This is a genomic window from Candidatus Thiothrix sulfatifontis, assembly GCA_022828425.1.
GTDB classification, from domain to species: Bacteria; Pseudomonadota; Gammaproteobacteria; order Thiotrichales; family Thiotrichaceae; genus Thiothrix; species Thiothrix sulfatifontis.
The window spans coordinates 2,389,725-2,406,048 of the sequence record CP094685.1 but is presented as its reverse complement, the minus strand read 5'-3'; the positions used below and the strand labels follow the sequence as shown (position 1 = coordinate 2,406,048).

General features: G+C 48.6%; 19 protein-coding genes. 16 read left to right on the top strand and 3 right to left on the bottom strand.

Annotated elements, in window-relative coordinates:
• Positions 1-88: 88 nt before the first annotated feature.
• The 3 genes from icd (at position 89) to clpA (ending at position 4,151) form a co-directional block, all read left to right on the top strand.
• Complete coding sequence (gene icd, locus L3K52_12060) at positions 89-1,342, top strand: NADP-dependent isocitrate dehydrogenase (GenBank protein UOG90930.1); 1,254 nt, start codon at positions 89-91, stop codon at positions 1,340-1,342.
• 176 nt (positions 1,343-1,518) lie between these two features.
• On the top strand, positions 1,519-1,851 hold the full coding sequence (gene clpS / locus L3K52_12055) for an ATP-dependent Clp protease adapter ClpS (GenBank protein UOG90929.1): 333 nt from the start codon (positions 1,519-1,521) through the stop codon (positions 1,849-1,851).
• 5 nt (positions 1,852-1,856) lie between these two features.
• Positions 1,857-4,151, top strand: coding sequence for an ATP-dependent Clp protease ATP-binding subunit ClpA (clpA, locus tag L3K52_12050; protein UOG90928.1), 2,295 nt, complete (start codon positions 1,857-1,859; stop codon positions 4,149-4,151).
• A 46-nt stretch (positions 4,152-4,197) separates the two neighbouring features.
• On the opposite strand, the gene infA is transcribed toward clpA, so the two are convergent.
• Positions 4,198-4,416, bottom strand: a complete 219-nt coding sequence (gene infA, locus L3K52_12045) for a translation initiation factor IF-1 (GenBank protein ID UOG90927.1) — start codon at positions 4,414-4,416, stop codon at positions 4,198-4,200.
• 154 nt (positions 4,417-4,570) lie between these two features.
• On the opposite strand from infA, the gene fabD reads away from it, so the two are divergent.
• The 10 genes from fabD (at position 4,571) to L3K52_11995 (ending at position 13,077) form a co-directional block, all read left to right on the top strand.
• A complete protein-coding gene (gene fabD, locus L3K52_12040) occupies positions 4,571-5,518 on the top strand; it encodes an ACP S-malonyltransferase (GenBank protein ID UOG90926.1) in 948 nt (315 codons plus the stop codon).
• Positions 5,518-6,273 carry a 3-oxoacyl-ACP reductase FabG gene (fabG, locus tag L3K52_12035; protein UOG90925.1) on the top strand — a complete coding sequence of 252 codons (756 nt, stop codon included), beginning with the start codon at positions 5,518-5,520 and terminating at the stop codon, positions 6,271-6,273. Before fabD ends, fabG begins: the two co-directional genes overlap by 1 nt.
• A gap of 80 nt (positions 6,274-6,353) precedes the next feature.
• Positions 6,354-6,593: an acyl carrier protein gene (acpP, locus tag L3K52_12030; GenBank protein UOG90924.1), complete on the top strand. Its 240-nt coding sequence runs from the start codon at positions 6,354-6,356 to the stop codon at positions 6,591-6,593.
• A gap of 71 nt (positions 6,594-6,664) precedes the next feature.
• Positions 6,665-7,909: a beta-ketoacyl-ACP synthase II gene (gene fabF / locus L3K52_12025; protein ID UOG90923.1), complete on the top strand. Its 1,245-nt coding sequence runs from the start codon at positions 6,665-6,667 to the stop codon at positions 7,907-7,909.
• Entirely contained in the window at positions 7,910-9,244 is a 1,335-nt protein-coding gene (locus L3K52_12020; GenBank protein UOG90922.1) for an aminodeoxychorismate synthase component I, read from the top strand. It begins immediately after the preceding gene.
• The gene (pabC, locus tag L3K52_12015) at positions 9,231-10,040 is read left to right on the top strand and encodes an aminodeoxychorismate lyase (protein ID UOG90921.1); all 810 of its coding nucleotides are present in this window, start codon (positions 9,231-9,233) and stop codon (positions 10,038-10,040) included. Before L3K52_12020 ends, pabC begins: the two co-directional genes overlap by 14 nt.
• Positions 10,037-11,077, top strand: coding sequence for an endolytic transglycosylase MltG (mltG, locus tag L3K52_12010; protein UOG90920.1), 1,041 nt, complete (start codon positions 10,037-10,039; stop codon positions 11,075-11,077). Before pabC ends, mltG begins: the two co-directional genes overlap by 4 nt.
• Positions 11,074-11,709, top strand: a complete 636-nt coding sequence (gene tmk, locus L3K52_12005) for a dTMP kinase (GenBank protein UOG90919.1) — start codon at positions 11,074-11,076, stop codon at positions 11,707-11,709. Before mltG ends, tmk begins: the two co-directional genes overlap by 4 nt.
• The gene (gene holB / locus L3K52_12000) at positions 11,706-12,665 is read left to right on the top strand and encodes a DNA polymerase III subunit delta' (protein ID UOG90918.1); all 960 of its coding nucleotides are present in this window, start codon (positions 11,706-11,708) and stop codon (positions 12,663-12,665) included. Before tmk ends, holB begins: the two co-directional genes overlap by 4 nt.
• 31 nt (positions 12,666-12,696) lie before the next feature.
• The gene (locus L3K52_11995; GenBank protein UOG90917.1) at positions 12,697-13,077 is read left to right on the top strand and encodes a PilZ domain-containing protein; all 381 of its coding nucleotides are present in this window, start codon (positions 12,697-12,699) and stop codon (positions 13,075-13,077) included.
• A gap of 128 nt (positions 13,078-13,205) precedes the next feature.
• Here L3K52_11995 and L3K52_11990 read toward each other — a convergent pair whose 3' ends face one another.
• Complete coding sequence (locus tag L3K52_11990) at positions 13,206-13,625, bottom strand: hypothetical protein (GenBank protein UOG90916.1); 420 nt, start codon at positions 13,623-13,625, stop codon at positions 13,206-13,208.
• A gap of 12 nt (positions 13,626-13,637) precedes the next feature.
• Positions 13,638-14,477, bottom strand: coding sequence for an SDR family oxidoreductase (locus L3K52_11985; GenBank protein UOG90915.1), 840 nt, complete (start codon positions 14,475-14,477; stop codon positions 13,638-13,640).
• Positions 14,478-14,589: 112 nt separating this feature from the next.
• On the opposite strand from L3K52_11985, the gene L3K52_11980 reads away from it, so the two are divergent.
• From L3K52_11980 to L3K52_11970, 3 genes are all read left to right on the top strand, one after another.
• A complete protein-coding gene (locus L3K52_11980; GenBank protein UOG90914.1) occupies positions 14,590-14,847 on the top strand; it encodes a zinc ribbon domain-containing protein in 258 nt (85 codons plus the stop codon).
• 154 nt (positions 14,848-15,001) lie between these two features.
• On the top strand, positions 15,002-15,670 hold the full coding sequence (locus tag L3K52_11975) for an outer membrane beta-barrel protein (GenBank protein UOG90913.1): 669 nt from the start codon (positions 15,002-15,004) through the stop codon (positions 15,668-15,670).
• A gap of 59 nt (positions 15,671-15,729) precedes the next feature.
• Entirely contained in the window at positions 15,730-16,293 is a 564-nt protein-coding gene (locus tag L3K52_11970) for a porin family protein (GenBank protein ID UOG90912.1), read from the top strand.
• Positions 16,294-16,324: the final 31 nt, after the last annotated feature.

Here is a 16,324-nt window from a genome sequence, read left to right as displayed (position 1 = left end):
CCTTCTTGCAATCGTCATCCTCGCACGTTTCGTTTATAATGTCCCCCACGCGCTGAGAGACAACCACCAAAAATTGGAGAGAGTACCGATGTACCAACATATCAAAGTCCCCGCACAAGGCGAGAAGATTACGACCAACGCCGATTATTCCCTGAATGTGCCGAACAATCCGATTATTCCATACATCGAAGGCGATGGCATTGGGGTTGATATTAGCCCAGTGATGATGAAAGTTGTCGATGCGGCTGTGCAGAAAGCTTACGGTGGTGAGCGCAAAATTGCGTGGATGGAAGTGTACGCTGGTGAAAAAGCGACACAAATTTACGGCGAAGACGTGTGGTTGCCGGACGAAACAGTCGATGCCGTCAAAGAATTCGTGGTGTCGATCAAAGGCCCATTGACCACGCCGGTCGGTGGCGGAATTCGTTCGTTGAACGTTAAGTTGCGCCAAGATTTGGATTTATACTTGTGTTTGCGCCCGATTCGCTATTACGACGGCGTGCCCAGCCCAGTCAAGCACCCGGAGAAGACCAGCATGGTGATTTTCCGCGAAAACTCTGAAGACATTTACGCGGGGATTGAATGGGCAGCAGAATCCCCCGAAGCCAAGAAACTCATCGATTTTTTGATGAATGAAATGGGCGTCACTAAAATTCGTTTCCCCGAAACGTCTGGCATCGGCATCAAGCCCGTGTCGCGTGACGGTACGAAACGTCTGGTTCGCAAAGCATTCCAGTACGCGATTGATAATGACCATGACTCCGTAACGCTGGTGCACAAAGGTAATATTATGAAATTTACCGAAGGTGCCTTTAAAAACTGGGGCTACGAGTTGGCGAAAGAAGAGTTTGGCGCAGTGGAAATTGATGGCGGCCCTTGGTGTTCCATGAAAAATCCGTTGAACGGCAAAGACATTATTGTTAAAGACGTCATCGCGGATAACTTCCTGCAACAAATTTTGCTGCGCCCAGAAGATTATTCAGTGGTAGCAACCCTTAACTTGAATGGCGATTTCGTATCGGATGCGCTCGCCGCGCAAGTGGGCGGGATTGGCATTGCTCCCGGTGCTAACTTGTCTGATACCATCGCGATGTTTGAAGCGACTCACGGTACGGCACCAAAGTTTGCAGGTTTGGATCAAGTCAACCCTAGCTCGATCGTATTGTCAGCCGAAATGATGCTGCGTCACATGGGTTGGTTAGAAGCGGCTGATTTGATTAACAAAGGCACGGCGGGGGCGATTTCCTCTAAGCGTGTGACCTTTGACTTTGCCCGCATGATTGACGGGGCAGAAGAAATTGCCTGTTCAGAATTCGGTGATAATGTGATCGCTCACATGTAACGCTCGGTACGCGATTGTGTGGCAACAGGCGACCTGAGTGTCGCCTGTTTTTTTATTGAGGTACTTGTATTTCGAGAAGTTACACCAATCTATGCAGGGAATAGTGACAGCGAACGGTCAAACCGTTTATAACATTAGCATCAAAACCCGTAAGCTTGGGGCAAGGTAAATTAGGTATGGCGCAAAAACACAAAGAAGATCACGGTAACGGTCAGGATTCCGGTGTAGCGGTACAGGAATCCCGCCCAGAGGTGAAAGAACCCCCCCGCTTTAAAGTTATACTATTAAATGATGATTTCACACCGATGGACTTTGTAGTTGAAGTGCTGCAAACCTTCTTCGATATGGATCACGAAAACGCGACTCGCATCATGTTGCACGTACATACACGTGGCAAAGGCATTTGTGGGGTCTATACTCGTGATATAGCGGAAACCAAAGTGGCACAAGTCAGCCGGTTTGCGCGGGAATATCAACATCCTTTGCTGTGTACAATGGAAGAGGCATAAGTTTTATGTTGAGCGCTGAAGTAGAATATTCAATCAATACGCTGTACAGCGATGCCCGTAGCCGCCGTTACGAATTCGTCACCGTTGAACATTTGTTACTGATTATGCTGGATAACCCCAGTGCGGCAGAGGCATTGCGTGCCTGTTCCGTGGACATTCCGCAGTTACGCCGTGAACTGGAAATGTTTGTGGATGAAAACACCCCACTGGTTCCTGATAATGATTCCTCGCGTGATGTACAACCTACTTTGGGTTTTCAACGCGTTATCCACCGCGCCATATACAGTGCCCAAACTTCGCGCAAGGGTGAGGTGACTGGTGATGCTATTTTGGTGGCTATTTTCGGTGAGCCGGACTCTCATTCGGTGTACTTTCTGTCACGGCATGATGTGACGCGCTTGGATATTATTAATTTCATCTCCCACGGTATCCGCAAAGACCATCAGCCTGAAGCGTCTAAAGGCAAAAATCCTGACGACAATTCATCGCAGTCATCTGGCAATCAAGCGGATAACGACTCTGATACCAATGATAATGGCAAACCGTTGGAAAAATACGCCAGCAATCTGAATGAGATGGCATTAGAAGGCAAAATCGATCCCTTAATTGGGCGCGATCTCGAAATCGAACGCACCATTCAAGTGTTGTGCCGTCGTCGAAAGAACAATCCATTGTTGGTTGGCGAAGCAGGCGTTGGCAAAACCGCGATTGCCGAAGGTCTAGCCAAACGCATTGTGGATGGCGAAGTGCCGGAAATTCTTGCTGATGCGGTGATTTACTCCTTGGACATGGGGTCGTTGCTGGCGGGCACCAAATACCGAGGGGATTTTGAGAAACGCCTGAAAGCCGTGTTGAAGCAAATCAAGAACGAGCCGCACGCGGTGCTGTTCATTGACGAAATTCACACGATTATTGGGGCGGGCGCAACTTCCGGTGGCACGATGGATGCTTCCAACCTCATTAAGCCGGTACTGTCATCGGGCGAACTCAAATGCATTGGTTCCACTACCTTTCAGGAATACCATACCATTTTCGAGAAAGACCGTGCCTTGGCGCGACGTTTCCAGAAAATCGACATCAATGAGCCATCAGTAGAAGAAACCATTGAAATCCTCAAGGGCTTGAAATCACGGTTTGAGGCACATCACAATGTGCGTTATACCCAGCCTGCGCTCAAGGCGGCGGCAGAGCTGGCAGCTAAATACATCAATGACCGGCATTTACCCGACAAAGCCATTGATGTGATTGACGAAGCAGGCGCTAACCGTCAATTGCAACCGGCAGCTTCTCGCAAAAAAACCATCAATGTCACCGATATTGAAGACATCGTGGCAAAAATTGCGCGGATTCCACCCAAGTCGGTGTCCACTTCGGATATGCATACTTTGCGCAATTTGGAACGTGACCTGAAAATGGTTATCTTCGGGCAAGACAAAGCGGTTGAGCAATTAACCGCTGCTATCAAAATGGCGCGTTCTGGCTTGCGTGATGATACTAAACCGATTGGTTCCTTCATGTTTGCAGGGCCAACCGGGGTAGGGAAGACCGAAGTTTCTAAGCAATTAGCATTACGTTTGGGAATTGAATTGCTGCGCTTTGATATGTCCGAATACATGGAACGTCACACGGTTTCACGCCTGATTGGTGCGCCGCCGGGCTATGTGGGTTATGACGAAGGCGGTTTGCTCACCGATGCGATTAATAAACACCCGCACGCGGTATTGTTGCTGGATGAAATTGAAAAAGCCCACCCTGATATTTTCAACATCCTGCTGCAAGTAATGGATCACGGCACACTGACCGATGCGAACGGGCGCAAGATCGACTTCCGCAATGTGATTCTGATCATGACCAGTAACGCAGGGGCGGAGAATATCAGCCGTAAATCGCTCGGTTTCACCGTGCAAGATCACACCTTGGATGCGACCGAAGCGGTTAATCGCACCTTCTCACCCGAATTCCGCAACCGTTTGGATGCGGTGATTCAGTTTAACCCGCTGACGGCTGAAGTGGTGTCTTCGGTAGTGGATAAATTCATCATCAAACTGGAAGCACAATTGGAGCCGAAGAAGGTGGTACTGGTGGTTGATGAAGCGGCTCGGCGTTGGTTAGCGGATAAAGGCTACGATCGCTTAATGGGCGCACGTCCAATGGAGCGGGTGATTCAAGAGCACATTAAAAAACCACTGGCAGACGCCATTCTGTTTGGCGAACTCAGCCAGGGTGGTCGGGTGGAAGTATCGGCAGATGCTGGAGGGCTGGTGGTCGAAATGCACGGCACGGAAGCCGTACCAGCCTGAGCATTATCGGGAAACGGAGACACGATGCGCCCTGCGGGGCGCATTTTTATTTGTTGCGGTAACTGATGCGGCCTTTGGTGAGGTCGTAAGGGGTGAGCTGTACGGTAACGCGGTCGCCAGTCAAAATACGGATGTAGTTTTTACGCATACGGCCGGAAATGTGAGCATTCACCACGTGACCGTTGTCTAATTCAACGCGGAAAGTTGTGTTTGGCAGGGTTTCCTGCACAATACCTTCCATTTCAATATAATCTTCTTTCGCCATAATCTCACTAAATACTAAGGTGTACCAAACGACGTATTATCCTTGCCACGCGCCATATGACAAGTTCTTTTTTGGATTTCTCGATTTGACAGTTTTCATGGCAACGTAATTTTATTAGGATAGAACAATTTTTCACGCGGGAGCAGTAAAACACATGACCATTGCGGGTATTTTTCCGGGGCAAGGTTCGCAGTCACTCGGTATGTTGGCAACCTTGAGCGCAGACTTTGGGGAAGTGCGTGACACTTTCCAAGAAGCTTCCGCCGTATTAGGGCGCGATTTGTGGCTATTGGCGCAAGCAGGGCCTGAAGCCGCGCTCAATAGCACTGAAAATACTCAGCCGTTAATGTTGGCTGCTGGCGTCGCTGTTTGGCGTGTTTGGCTGAAACAAGGTGGTTGTCAACCTGTTGCGTTAGCGGGTCATAGTTTGGGTGAATATTCCGCACTGGTGGCGGCAGGTGTGTTGAGTTTTACAGATGCGGTAGCTTTAGTTGCAGAACGCGCCCGTCTGATGCAATCGGCAGTGGCAGACGGTGACGGCGCAATGGCAGCGATTTTAGGGTTGGATGATGCACAAATTGTAGCCGCTTGTGCGCAAGCCGCTCAAGGCGAAGTGGTTGAAGCAGTGAATTTCAATTCACCGGGGCAAGTTGTAATTGCGGGAAATGCGGCTGCAATTGATCGCGCCATTCAAGTGGCAACCGAGATGGGAGCGAAAAAAGCCATCAAATTGTCGGTGAGTGTGCCGTCTCATTGTGCGCTGATGTTACCTGCCGCGACCCAATTAGCAAGTCAGTTAGCCGTTACTACGCTTAACACGGCGCAAATTCCCGTGCTGCATAACGTCGATGCGGTAGCGCGTACTACGGCGGATGCCATGCGTAGCGCTTTAGAGCAACAACTCTATCGCCCGGTGCGTTGGGTTGATACGATTCAAGCCTTACAGAATACTTACGGTGCGACGGCGGCTGTCGAGTTTGGCCCCGGCAAGGTGTTGACTGGTTTGAATAAACGGATTGACCGCAAACTCAATGCCGTGTGCATTTTGGATAGCAAAACATTGGAAGAAGCATTAAAACTTTGTGAGGAGGCGGGAGCGTAATGGATTCACTCATCAGTCTACAGGGTGAAATCACCCTAGTCACCGGCGCAAGCCGAGGTATCGGACGTAGCATTGCAGAAATGCTAGGCAAAGCGGGCGCAACGATTGTTGGTACGGCGACCAGTGAAAAAGGCGCAGAAGCCATTTCTGCCTATTTGGCTGCTGCGGGTATTGCTGGCAAAGGGATGGTGTTGAATGTCGCCGACAAAGATTCCATCGAATCCCTCACTAAAGCGGTGACAGGCGAGTTCGGCAGTATCAGTGTGTTGGTGAATAATGCTGGCATTACCCGCGATAACCTGCTGATGCGCATGAAAGATGAGGAATGGGATGACATTATTGCGACCAATCTGACATCGGTGTACCGCATGAGCAAAGCATGTATGCGCGGCATGACCAAAGCTAAAAAAGGGCGCATTATCTCGATTTCATCCGTGGTGGGTGCGTCCGGGAATCCGGGGCAAACCAATTACGCAGCCGCCAAAGCCGGTTTGGTTGGATTTTCCAAATCACTGGCTCGCGAAATCGGTTCACGCAATATTACGGTGAACGTGGTTGCGCCGGGCTTCATTGATACGGATATGACTCGCGAATTGTCCGAAGAGCAGCGCAGTCATTTGCTGCAAAATATCCCACTAAGCCGCTTAGGGCAACCCAATGAAATTGCTGGTACTGTGTTGTTTTTAGCGTCCCCCTTGGGCGCATACATCACAGGCGAGACAATTCATGTCAACGGTGGTATGTATATGGCTTAAACCTGCTGGTATGATGCACGGGTTTTAAATACAATAGCCTACCGCTACCAATACTTTTTATTTACGAGGAATACAAAACCATGAGCGATATAGAAGAGCGCGTCAAGAAAATCGTTGTTGAACAATTAGGCGTTGATGAAGCTGAAGTGAAAAATTCATCTTCTTTCATTGACGATCTGGGCGCGGATTCTCTGGACACCGTTGAACTGGTTATGGCACTGGAAGAAGAATTCGGCGCTGAAATCCCTGATGAAGACGCAGAAAAGATTACCACTGTGCAAGCTGCTATTGATTACATCAAAGCTCAGCCACAAAAGTAAGTTCTTGCTTGATAAACCGCAGCTTAAGGTTGCGGTTTATCTGTGTATCACGATGAAATAGGGGCATAAGTTTGTCTAAACGACGTGTAGTAGTAACAGGTCTCGGTATTGTTTCACCTGTGGGTTCCAAGCTGGAAACAGCATGGGACAATATCAAAGCTGGTCGCAGCGGGATTAACCGTATTAGTCCTGACCTGTTCGATACCAGTGCTTTCAGTGTGCAAATCGCTGGTAACGTCAAAGGCTTCAATGCTGACGATTACATCAAGCCTAAAGATCAGAAAAAAATGGATAAATTTATCCATTACGGCATCGGTGCGGGCGTTGAGGCGATTCGCGACTCTGGTTTGGAAGTCACCGAAGAAAATGCGGAACGCATTGGTGTACTGATGGGATCAGGGATTGGTGGATTGGATACTATTGAGCGCAATTATGCGACCTTCCTCAATGGCGGGGCGCGGAAGATTTCCCCTTTCTTCGTGCCTGCTAGTATTATCAATATGGTGGCGGGTAATCTTTCCATCATGTTTGGCTTGAAAGGCCCAAATATGTCTATCGTGTCGGCGTGTGCTACTGCGACTCACAGTATCGGTGATGCAGCACGGATGATTTCTTACGGCGATGCAGATGTCATGGTTGCCGGTGGTGCTGAAATGGGTTCAACCCCGTTAGGTATCGGTGGTTTTGCGGCAGCGCGCGCATTGTCTACCCGCAATGATGACCCTGAAGCGGCCAGCCGCCCGTGGGATAAGGATCGTGACGGTTTCGTACTCGGTGACGGCGCAGGCGTTTTGGTGCTGGAAGAATACGAATTTGCGAAAAAACGCGGCGCTCGGATTTACTGCGAACTGGTCGGCTACGGTATGAGCAGCGATGCTTACCACATGACCACGCCATCCGAAGGCGGCGAAGGTGCAGCACGCTGCATGGTGAATGCCATGAAAGATGCAGGTTTGAATACGACGGATATTGATTACGTCAACGCACACGGCACATCAACACCGGCTGGTGATAAAGCGGAAACGATGGCGGTGAAACGTGCGCTGGGCGATTATGCTTACAAAGTGGCGGTCAGTTCCACCAAGTCGATGACCGGGCATTTGCTGGGTGCTGCGGGTGGTATTGAAGCGGTGTTTAGTGTATTAGCTATCCGTGATCAAATTCTGCCGCCGACGATCAATATGGATAACCAGGATCCTGAGTGCGATTTGGACTATGTGCCAAACGTTGCCCGCGAAACCGCTGTCACGGTTGCCATGAGCAACTCGTTTGGCTTTGGTGGCACGAACGGAACGTTGATTTTCAAGAAACTCTGATTGCATACGCAAACTTTCAAGGGCGAGTACGATTTACTCGCCCTGCATTCACAAAATCCCGTCCGTTATCCTTTCCTGCTGGAAAGTGTCGCCACATCCCCACTATCCCGTTACAGCTTGCTGTTTGCGTTCCCGCAGGAAAGCATTCGTCTGGATAGTTTGGCAGAAACCAGTTTTTGTGAGCGCCTAGATGTTGCCTGGGCAGAAGCAGGTAGGGGCAGTTCACTAACTGCCCTTGCGCACACATTGCCTTTTCGAGGTGGATGGTTTCTTTATTTGGGGTATGAGCTGGTTGGGCAATTGGAGCCGACGTTGGAATTGCCGGACACGCCAGCAGGTTTACCAATTGCATTAGCAGTACGTATCCCAGCAGCGGTGATCGTAGATCATTTACGTGGTGAGACGATCGTTGTAGCTGAGGAGGAGTTTGCCGAAGCTTTTGCTGAAATACAGACAGACATGGCAGCAACGAACGTAGAGACGCAAGATTTTGCGTCTCTACAGGTGCGAATTTCCGAAGACTTGCCAGAACAATTTACCGCTGGGGTTGAGCGTATTCGTAATTACATTGCGGCGGGGGATGTGTTTCAGGTGAATTTATCGCGTGTATGGCGTGGTGATGTACAGTCGGAACATTCTGCTGCTGACGTTTACCGCTTGTTACGCAAAACCAACCCCGCACCGTTTGCCTGTCTTGCCGATTTCGGCGAATTTGCGGTGATAAGTTCCTCGCCAGAACGTTTGGTCAGAGTGCAAGCGGGCAGGGTGGATACGCGTCCAATTGCGGGTACACGTCCACGCGGTGCTGGCCCTGAACGTGATCAAGCTTTGTTGGAAGAGCTGATTGCACACCCCAAAGAACGTGCTGAACACATTATGCTCATTGATTTGGAGCGTAACGATCTGGGGCGGATCTGTGAATACGGCACGGTCAAGGTCGACGAATTAATGGTGGTGGAAAGCTATCAACACGTCCACCACATTGTTTCCAATATTCAGGGAACCTTGCGGGAAGGCATGACACCTGGGCAAATAATCCGCGCGGTATTCCCCGGTGGCACGATTACTGGCTGCCCCAAAGTGCGCTGTATGGAAATCATCGCCGAACTGGAACAGGTTGGCAGAGGCGCTTACACCGGCTCGGTCGGCTATCTGAATCACAACGGCGATATGGACTTGAATATCCTGATTCGCACCATGACACTGCAAGGCAAACAGTTACAATTTCGCACGGGTGCTGGCATCGTCATGGATTCGGTTGCCCCCAACGAACTCAAGGAAACCCGCCACAAAGCGCGGGGGTTATTGCGGGCACTTGGTCATGATATGGGTTAATGGTGACATCGCCACGCATTTGCCGGTCACTGATCGGGGTTTGCTGTACGGTGATGGTGTTTGGGAAACCATTGGTGTGCAACAAGGTAAACCGCAATTGCTCGACTGGCATTTGCAACGCCTGAGTGTCGGTTTGCAAGCCTTGAACATCAGCTTTCCACATTTTGAAGCGTTCCGTGCGGAAATACTGGCTGCCTGTGTTGCGCAGGAACGTGCAGCCCTGAAATTGATCGTGACGCGCGGCGCGGGGCAACGTGGTTATAATCCGCAAACCACGGCTGAACCAACACGCATTCTGCAATTATCCGTTTGGGCAAACTACCCGGCAAGTTACGCCGAGCAAGGCATCCGCCTGACCTTGTGTGAAACCCGCTTGGCACACCAGCCGCGTTTAGCGGGTTTCAAGCACCTGAACCGTTTGGAACAAGTGTTGGCAAGAGCAGAATTTGGAAGCGATTATCAGGAAGGGCTGGTCTGCGATTATCACGGCAATGTCATCGAGGGCACCATGAGCAATCTGTTTGTGATGCGTACCGATGGCTCAATATGTACTCCCGACTTAACACAATGCGGTATTGCGGGCATAATGCGCCGATATATTATCCAAACGCTTGAGAAATTCGGCAGTCAATGCCACATTCACCCTTTAACGCTGAAGGACGTTGAACAGGCGCACGCACTCTTCATGACCAATTCCCTGATTGGTTTATGGCCTGTACGCGAATTTTCCGGCAAACAGTACACCCTACCGCCATTGCTTAGGGATTTGCAGGCGGCAATACACACACTAGCATGAAACTGTTATTCAAATTAATCAGCCTGTTACTCATTACTGCAATTGCTGCCGTTGGATTTCTAGCTTGGTATCAGTACCAACGCTTTCAAGAAACGCCGCTGGCAGTCACGCCAGAAAATGCCCTGTTTGAAATTAAGCCTGGCAGCAATATTCGCCAAGTTGCCAAACAGTTAGCAGATAAAAAGCTGATCGAAAACGAACTATTGTTTTTCGCCCATGCACGGATCACGGACAAAGCGGCGCAAATCAAAGCAGGGGAGTACCAACTGGAACCCGGTATGCTACCCGATGAAGTGCTACAAAAATTTGTGTCAGGTCAGGTGTTGCAATACCAATTGGCGATTTTGGAAGGCAAAACCTTTAAAGATATTTTGGCAGATATACGCAAACATCCTAATCTCGAACAAACACTGGGTGATGCGGATGGACAGGCGGTTATGCGTCAATTGGGTGCGCCCGACGGCATGTCGCCAGAAGGGTGGTTTTATCCCGATACCTACAGTTTTCCGCGCAAAACCAGCGATATAGCTTTTTTGCAGCGCAGCTATAAGGCGATGCAAACCTATTTGCAAACCGCATGGGAGGGACGCGAGCCACACCCGCATATCAAAACCCCTTACGAAGCGCTAATTTTAGCCTCTATTGTGGAAAAAGAAACCGGATTGCCAGAAGAACGCCCGTTAGTAGCTAAAGTGTTTTTGAACCGTCTTGAAAAAGGCATGTTGTTGCAAACCGATCCTACCGTAATTTACGGCATAGGCGATAAATACGATGGCAATATTCGCAAGACCGACTTGCAAACCGATACGCCTTACAACACCTATACCCGTGCTGGTTTGACGCCAACGCCGATTGCTACACCGAGCAAGGCGGCGATTGATGCGGTGATGCACCCGGCTGGCAATCCCAAAGTCTTGTATTTTGTCGCGACCACGCCCGGTGGCGCATCACATTTCTCCGAAACATTGGATGAACACAACCAAGCCGTGCGTCAATACATTATCAATCGCAATAAAATCAAGGAACAACAACCATGAATCGCGGTGTTTTTATTACGTTAGAAGGTGGCGAAGGTGCTGGCAAGAGCACTAACGTACCGTGGGTAGCTGATTATTTGCGTTCCCAAGGTAAAACGGTATTGGTGACACGCGAACCGGGCGGTACGGAGGTCGCGGAAGCGATCCGGGAAATATTGTTGTCTCCTGAATTGCCAACGATGAATGCAGATACCGAATTACTGCTGATGTTTGCGGCACGAAACGAACATTTGCAAACTAAAATTTTACCGGCTTTGGCACGCGGTGAATGGGTGGTTTGTGACCGTTTCACTGATGCAACCTACGCTTATCAGGGTTATGGACGGGGCATTTCTCTATCACGCATCGCTGCTTTAGAACAGTGGGTACAAGGCGATTTACGCCCTGATTATGTGATCTTGTTTGATATTGACGTGACAACCGGCATGACAAGAGCTAAAGCGCGGGGGCGGGCGGATCGTTTTGAGCAAGAACACGCCGCGTTTTTCGAGCGTATTCGCAGTGGCTACTTGCAAAGGGCAGGGGAGATGCCAAACCGTTACGTTACTATCCAAGCTGCTCAGGCACGGGTCAATGTTCGGGAGCAATTGCAGCAGGTGTTGGCGCGTATTGTTGCTGAGAAAGAGGCGTGAGTAATATCTATCCTTGGCAAATACCCGCATGGCAACGCTTGCAACAAGCTAGGGTGAGTAATCACTTGCATCATGCTTTGTTGTTTAGCGGCGAAGCTGGGTGCGGAAATGAGCGTTTCCTTGCAGCATTAGCGAACAGTTTATTGTGTCTAAACCCTGACAGCGATGGCAGCGCCTGCGGTGAATGCCGCAGTTGTAAGGTGCAAGCAGCGGGGGCACACCCGGATTTTATGGCGGTTGGCATATTGGATGACAAGCAATCTATCCTAATAGATCAGATTCGTGAGCTGAACTATTTTTTGAACTTGAGCCGTAGTTACAGCCCGCGTCGTGCTGTCATTATTCATCCTGCTGAACGTATGAACGCCAATGCCGCCAATAGCTTGCTGAAATCATTAGAAGAACCTGCTGCCGATACTCATATCTTACTATTGACGGAAAATCCGGCTGTATTATTGCCTACAATTCGGAGTCGGTGCTTAGCGATTCGGTTGCCATTGCCAACGCATCAACAATCCGTGGCATGGCTGCAACAACAAACCCTGCAACACCCTGTTGAATCATTGTTGGCAACAGCGTTGGGTAGGCCATTAATGGCTTTAGCGTTGGATTCTACGGATACTTTGAGTCATCGCACTCAGTGGTTAGCGCATTTAACTCAATGCCTACAGGGGCAGGGTAATATCACTGAGATTTCGGCACATTGGGAGAAATTTGACAAAGTACAGTTGTTAGATTGGCAGTTTACGTGGCTACAATCACTACTAAAACAACGTGCTGGTGACGACAGCACCATAATAATCGGCGAATTACACAACCTGTATACTTTGTTAAATTCACACCGTTTGTTAAGCATGTACGATAAATTACTTGAACTTAAGAAATTATCCACTCATCCCCTTAACCCCCGTTTGTTTATAGAATCCATGCTAATATTGTGGCAAGCACAACATTAGTCGTTTCAAAGAGAGTTAAAGTTTACGTTAAATGGACGATACCCAGCAGGCGCATCATAAACATTCCAGAGTGGAAGGCAATCCAGCCAGCCTCTCCATGGCTATTGCTGAAAAATCTGCGTTGCACGCCAACTACATGCCGTTTATTAAAGATGGTGGACTTTTTGTGCCAACAACCGAAAAATTTGGATTACATGATGAAGTCGTGTTGCACCTGCGTTTAGTGGAAGATGGTAAAAAATTGCTGATTCCGGGGCGGGTTGTATGGATTTCTCCTGGAATTGGTCAGCGTGGCACAAGCCCTGGCGTTGGCCTACAATTTACCGGGGAACACCGTTTTCGCGTCAAACAATTCATTGAAGAAATGCTAGGTGATCTCTTAAAACAGCCCATTACAAACCCCGCTTATTAGATCTAACAGATGTTAGTTAAGGTACCATCATGTAGTTCTTTATTTCGCATAATACATATTATGTCAAATTGACATAATATAAGTGTTATGTAGATATACAGTAAATAACTATGATGTAGAAACACAATTTAGCGTTTGCAAATAGGTGAATCATCCGGTGTTTCGACACTGCGTACAATCGTATCCACAAAAGTGTTCATTTCCTCAGTCGTAATGACCGTTAGCATTCGACTCATAACGTCGGGGTCAACTTGCGCAATGGTTTGATGCCCTCCTGCTAATTGCAGATAAATGCCAGCCGTACTTTTATTTTCTTCATGTTCAAATCCCGCTTCTACCAGTGCTTGATCAGCTTCGCTGAGTTCATCGTACAAATCGTCCAGCGTGTCCCATAGATCATCGCCTACCCCTTCGGCGATTTTTAGAACAATAGCACCCTGCATTGATTCGATCTCGCGTTCAAAGTGCAAATCATGTTCGTGCAATACCGCAATAAATTGGTCAGCAATGTCTTGGGTGAAAAATAAATATTCTAATGTTTCGTTCATAATGTTGACAACCTATTGATTTTCCTTGTTAGAAATGCGTAATAAAATGCTATCTAACCAACGTGTCGGCAATACTCGCCGCAAAACCCAAAAAAGATGCGCAGGTACTGTGACCGGGTAACGTGATTTGGGATTTGGGCTTTCTAAAGCATGAATGACTTTCGCCAACACTGCTTCCGGTGGCAAAGTAAACGGTGCTGCTGGCTCTTCCTTTTCCAAACGGGAAATTGCGCCTTGGTATTTGGCACGGTGCACACTTTGATCAATGCTGACATGCGCTTTCAGTGACTGCAAAGCATTGACTCTGAAACGGCTCTCAATCGGGCCTGGCTCAATCAAACACACTTTAATGTCGGTATCCGCGAGTTCCAAACGCAAGGTGTCTGCCATGCCTTCTATCGCGTATTTACTGGCATTGTATGCGCCGCGAAACGGTAACGCTACGTAACCTAGCAACGAACTGTTGTAGATAATTCGGCCTTCATTGCGTTGGCGTAACAGCGGCAAAACCATTGTCGTCAATTGATGCCAACCAAACACATTGGTCGCAAACTGTTGTTCCATTGCCGTCCGGGATAAGTCTTCCAACGCCCCTGCTTGTCCGTAAGCGCCATTATGAAACACCGCATACAGTTCGCTGTTAGTGCGCAGCATCAGCTCGTATACCGCGTCCTGTACGCTTTCAGGATCAGCAAGATCCAATTGCAACGTTTTAAATCCCTCTGCCTCCAAGCGCTCGACATCCTCCGCTTTGCGTGCAGAAGCAAAAACTTGATAACCCCGTTCACGCAAGCCTTTTGCTACGCAATAGCCAATGCCGCTGGAACACCCGGTAATCAATACATTACGCATGTTTTTCATTCCTTTGCTCTCACGAGGTAAGAATGTAGCGTGATTCATTGAATTCATGCAAGTACACCCCTATTATCACGGTTCACTAATATACACGGACTGGAGTCTCAATATGCCTATTTATGCTTATCAATGCAGTCACTGCGGTCATGAAATGGAAGCTTTGCAAAAAATGTCAGATGCGCCCCTGACTGATTGCCCTGCTTGCCACGCATCGACTTTAGCAAAAACAGTAACAGCTGCCGCATTCCGCCTAGGTGGTAGCGGTTGGTATGAAACTGACTTTAAAAGCAACAATAAGAAAAATTTGGCAACTAATGACGCCCCGTCTGCGGCGTGCGGAACGGGTGCTTGCCCAGCTTGCAAATAAATCGATTGCACCCCCTTCACCTACTTATTAAGTGAAGGGGGTTTTTGGTCAAAGCCACTCATCGGAAACACTCTAGCGCTCATTGCTTCTTACCTATCGACCAGAATAAAATGTTTGTGATTGCTTAATTACAACAATAAAAGGTACAAGCATTATGAACAAATCTATTTTGGTAGCAGCTGCTATTGCTGCATTTTCCAGTTCTTCGGTATTTGCTGGCGGTTCTCTCTTTGGTAACAGCAGCCCTTCAGATGAAGATGGCACTGGAGCTATTTACGGTGGTGCAAGCATTGGGCAGTCCAGCGACAGTACCTGTAATTCTGTGGCTGACCAAGCCGGGCTGTTATTGGATAATATTGACTGCCCTACTCCTAGCGCTTGGAAAGTTTTCGGCGGCTATGAAATCGCGCCAAACTTGGCTATTGAAGGCGCCTATATTGATTTTGGCGAATCTTCCGCAGAAAGCGTTATTCCCGTCATTCCCCGCATCAATACCGTAGCTAATCCTGCCGGTCTCACCACGCAAGCAACGGGATTTAATGCCTCAGGCGTTGCTAACGCGCCTGTCACCGATGAACTTAGCGTGTTTGGCAAAGCTGGCTTAACCATGTGGGACAGAGAAACAACCGCTACTGTTCAAAACGTGGGTGCAAGTGCAACTACAATCGTACAAACCACCGCAACTGATGGTATTGATTTGTCTTTGGGTGCTGGTGCCGAATACAAAATCAGTGACAACTGGGGAGTACGGGGCGAGCTTGAGCATTTCAATGGTTTGAATAACAACCTTTACTCAGTAGGCGCGACTTTTTCCACTTTCTAATTTGTTAATTGTGAGTCCCTTGCTCGTATCTGAGCGGGGCTTTTACAAAGGAAACCCCCATGAAAATTTCCTACTTGATCTGTTTGTTTAGTTTGAGTATTGCCCCGTCAATAAGCTTAGCCCAAGACATTTTTACCGCGAATGAGACTGTGCCTGGTCAGTTTTACGCAGGTTTCAGCTTGCTTAAATCTGAGGCTGAATGTGATTATCAAGGTGTAGCTTGTGACAGTGCTGGCTATAAAATGGCAACCGGGTACAAATTCAATGATAGTCTCGCAGTGGAAGGAGGGTATTATGATTTATTCACCAGCGACGGTACCAATACAACCACGGGTGAAAATTCAACGGTTAATGGCTCCGGCTTAGCGCTTTCGACTATCGGCACATATGCGATTGATAATAAAAAATCGGTTTCGGGTAGAGCTGGATTTATGGCGTGGGATGCAGAAGCCAGAGTTACTGGATTGCCAGTAGCAGGCATGAGCGGCACCAATATTTTATTGGGTGTTGGTGCCGGGTATAAGCTAAACGATCAGTGGCAGCTCCGGGGCGAATACGAACACGTTGGCGGTGATTTAGAAGCAAACGTTTACTCACTGGGTACGACACTCTCCACCTTGTAACAACCTGCCTCGCTTTCCTGTATCTCGCTTG

Bases quoted from the DNA above. Each gene is read 5' to 3' on its own strand.
- L3K52_11985 (UOG90915.1), bottom strand. From the start codon at position 14,477: ATGCGTAATGTATTGATTACCGGGTGTTCCAGCGGCATTGGCTATTGC.
- pabC (UOG90921.1), top strand. From the start codon at position 9,231: ATGATATGGGTTAATGGTGACATCGCCACGCATTTGCCGGTCACTGAT.
- infA (UOG90927.1), bottom strand. From the start codon at position 4,416: ATGGCGAAAGAAGATTATATTGAAATGGAAGGTATTGTGCAGGAAACC.
- L3K52_11990 (UOG90916.1), bottom strand. From the start codon at position 13,625: ATGAACGAAACATTAGAATATTTATTTTTCACCCAAGACATTGCTGAC.
- tmk (UOG90919.1), top strand. From the start codon at position 11,074: ATGAATCGCGGTGTTTTTATTACGTTAGAAGGTGGCGAAGGTGCTGGC.
- L3K52_11975 (UOG90913.1), top strand. From the start codon at position 15,002: ATGAACAAATCTATTTTGGTAGCAGCTGCTATTGCTGCATTTTCCAGT.
- L3K52_11995 (UOG90917.1), top strand. From the start codon at position 12,697: ATGGACGATACCCAGCAGGCGCATCATAAACATTCCAGAGTGGAAGGC.
- L3K52_11970 (UOG90912.1), top strand. From the start codon at position 15,730: ATGAAAATTTCCTACTTGATCTGTTTGTTTAGTTTGAGTATTGCCCCG.
- icd (UOG90930.1), top strand. From the start codon at position 89: ATGTACCAACATATCAAAGTCCCCGCACAAGGCGAGAAGATTACGACC.
- acpP (UOG90924.1), top strand. From the start codon at position 6,354: ATGAGCGATATAGAAGAGCGCGTCAAGAAAATCGTTGTTGAACAATTA.
- clpS (UOG90929.1), top strand. From the start codon at position 1,519: ATGGCGCAAAAACACAAAGAAGATCACGGTAACGGTCAGGATTCCGGT.
- fabD (UOG90926.1), top strand. From the start codon at position 4,571: ATGACCATTGCGGGTATTTTTCCGGGGCAAGGTTCGCAGTCACTCGGT.
- fabG (UOG90925.1), top strand. From the start codon at position 5,518: ATGGATTCACTCATCAGTCTACAGGGTGAAATCACCCTAGTCACCGGC.
- L3K52_11980 (UOG90914.1), top strand. From the start codon at position 14,590: ATGCCTATTTATGCTTATCAATGCAGTCACTGCGGTCATGAAATGGAA.
- clpA (UOG90928.1), top strand. From the start codon at position 1,857: ATGTTGAGCGCTGAAGTAGAATATTCAATCAATACGCTGTACAGCGAT.
- mltG (UOG90920.1), top strand. From the start codon at position 10,037: ATGAAACTGTTATTCAAATTAATCAGCCTGTTACTCATTACTGCAATT.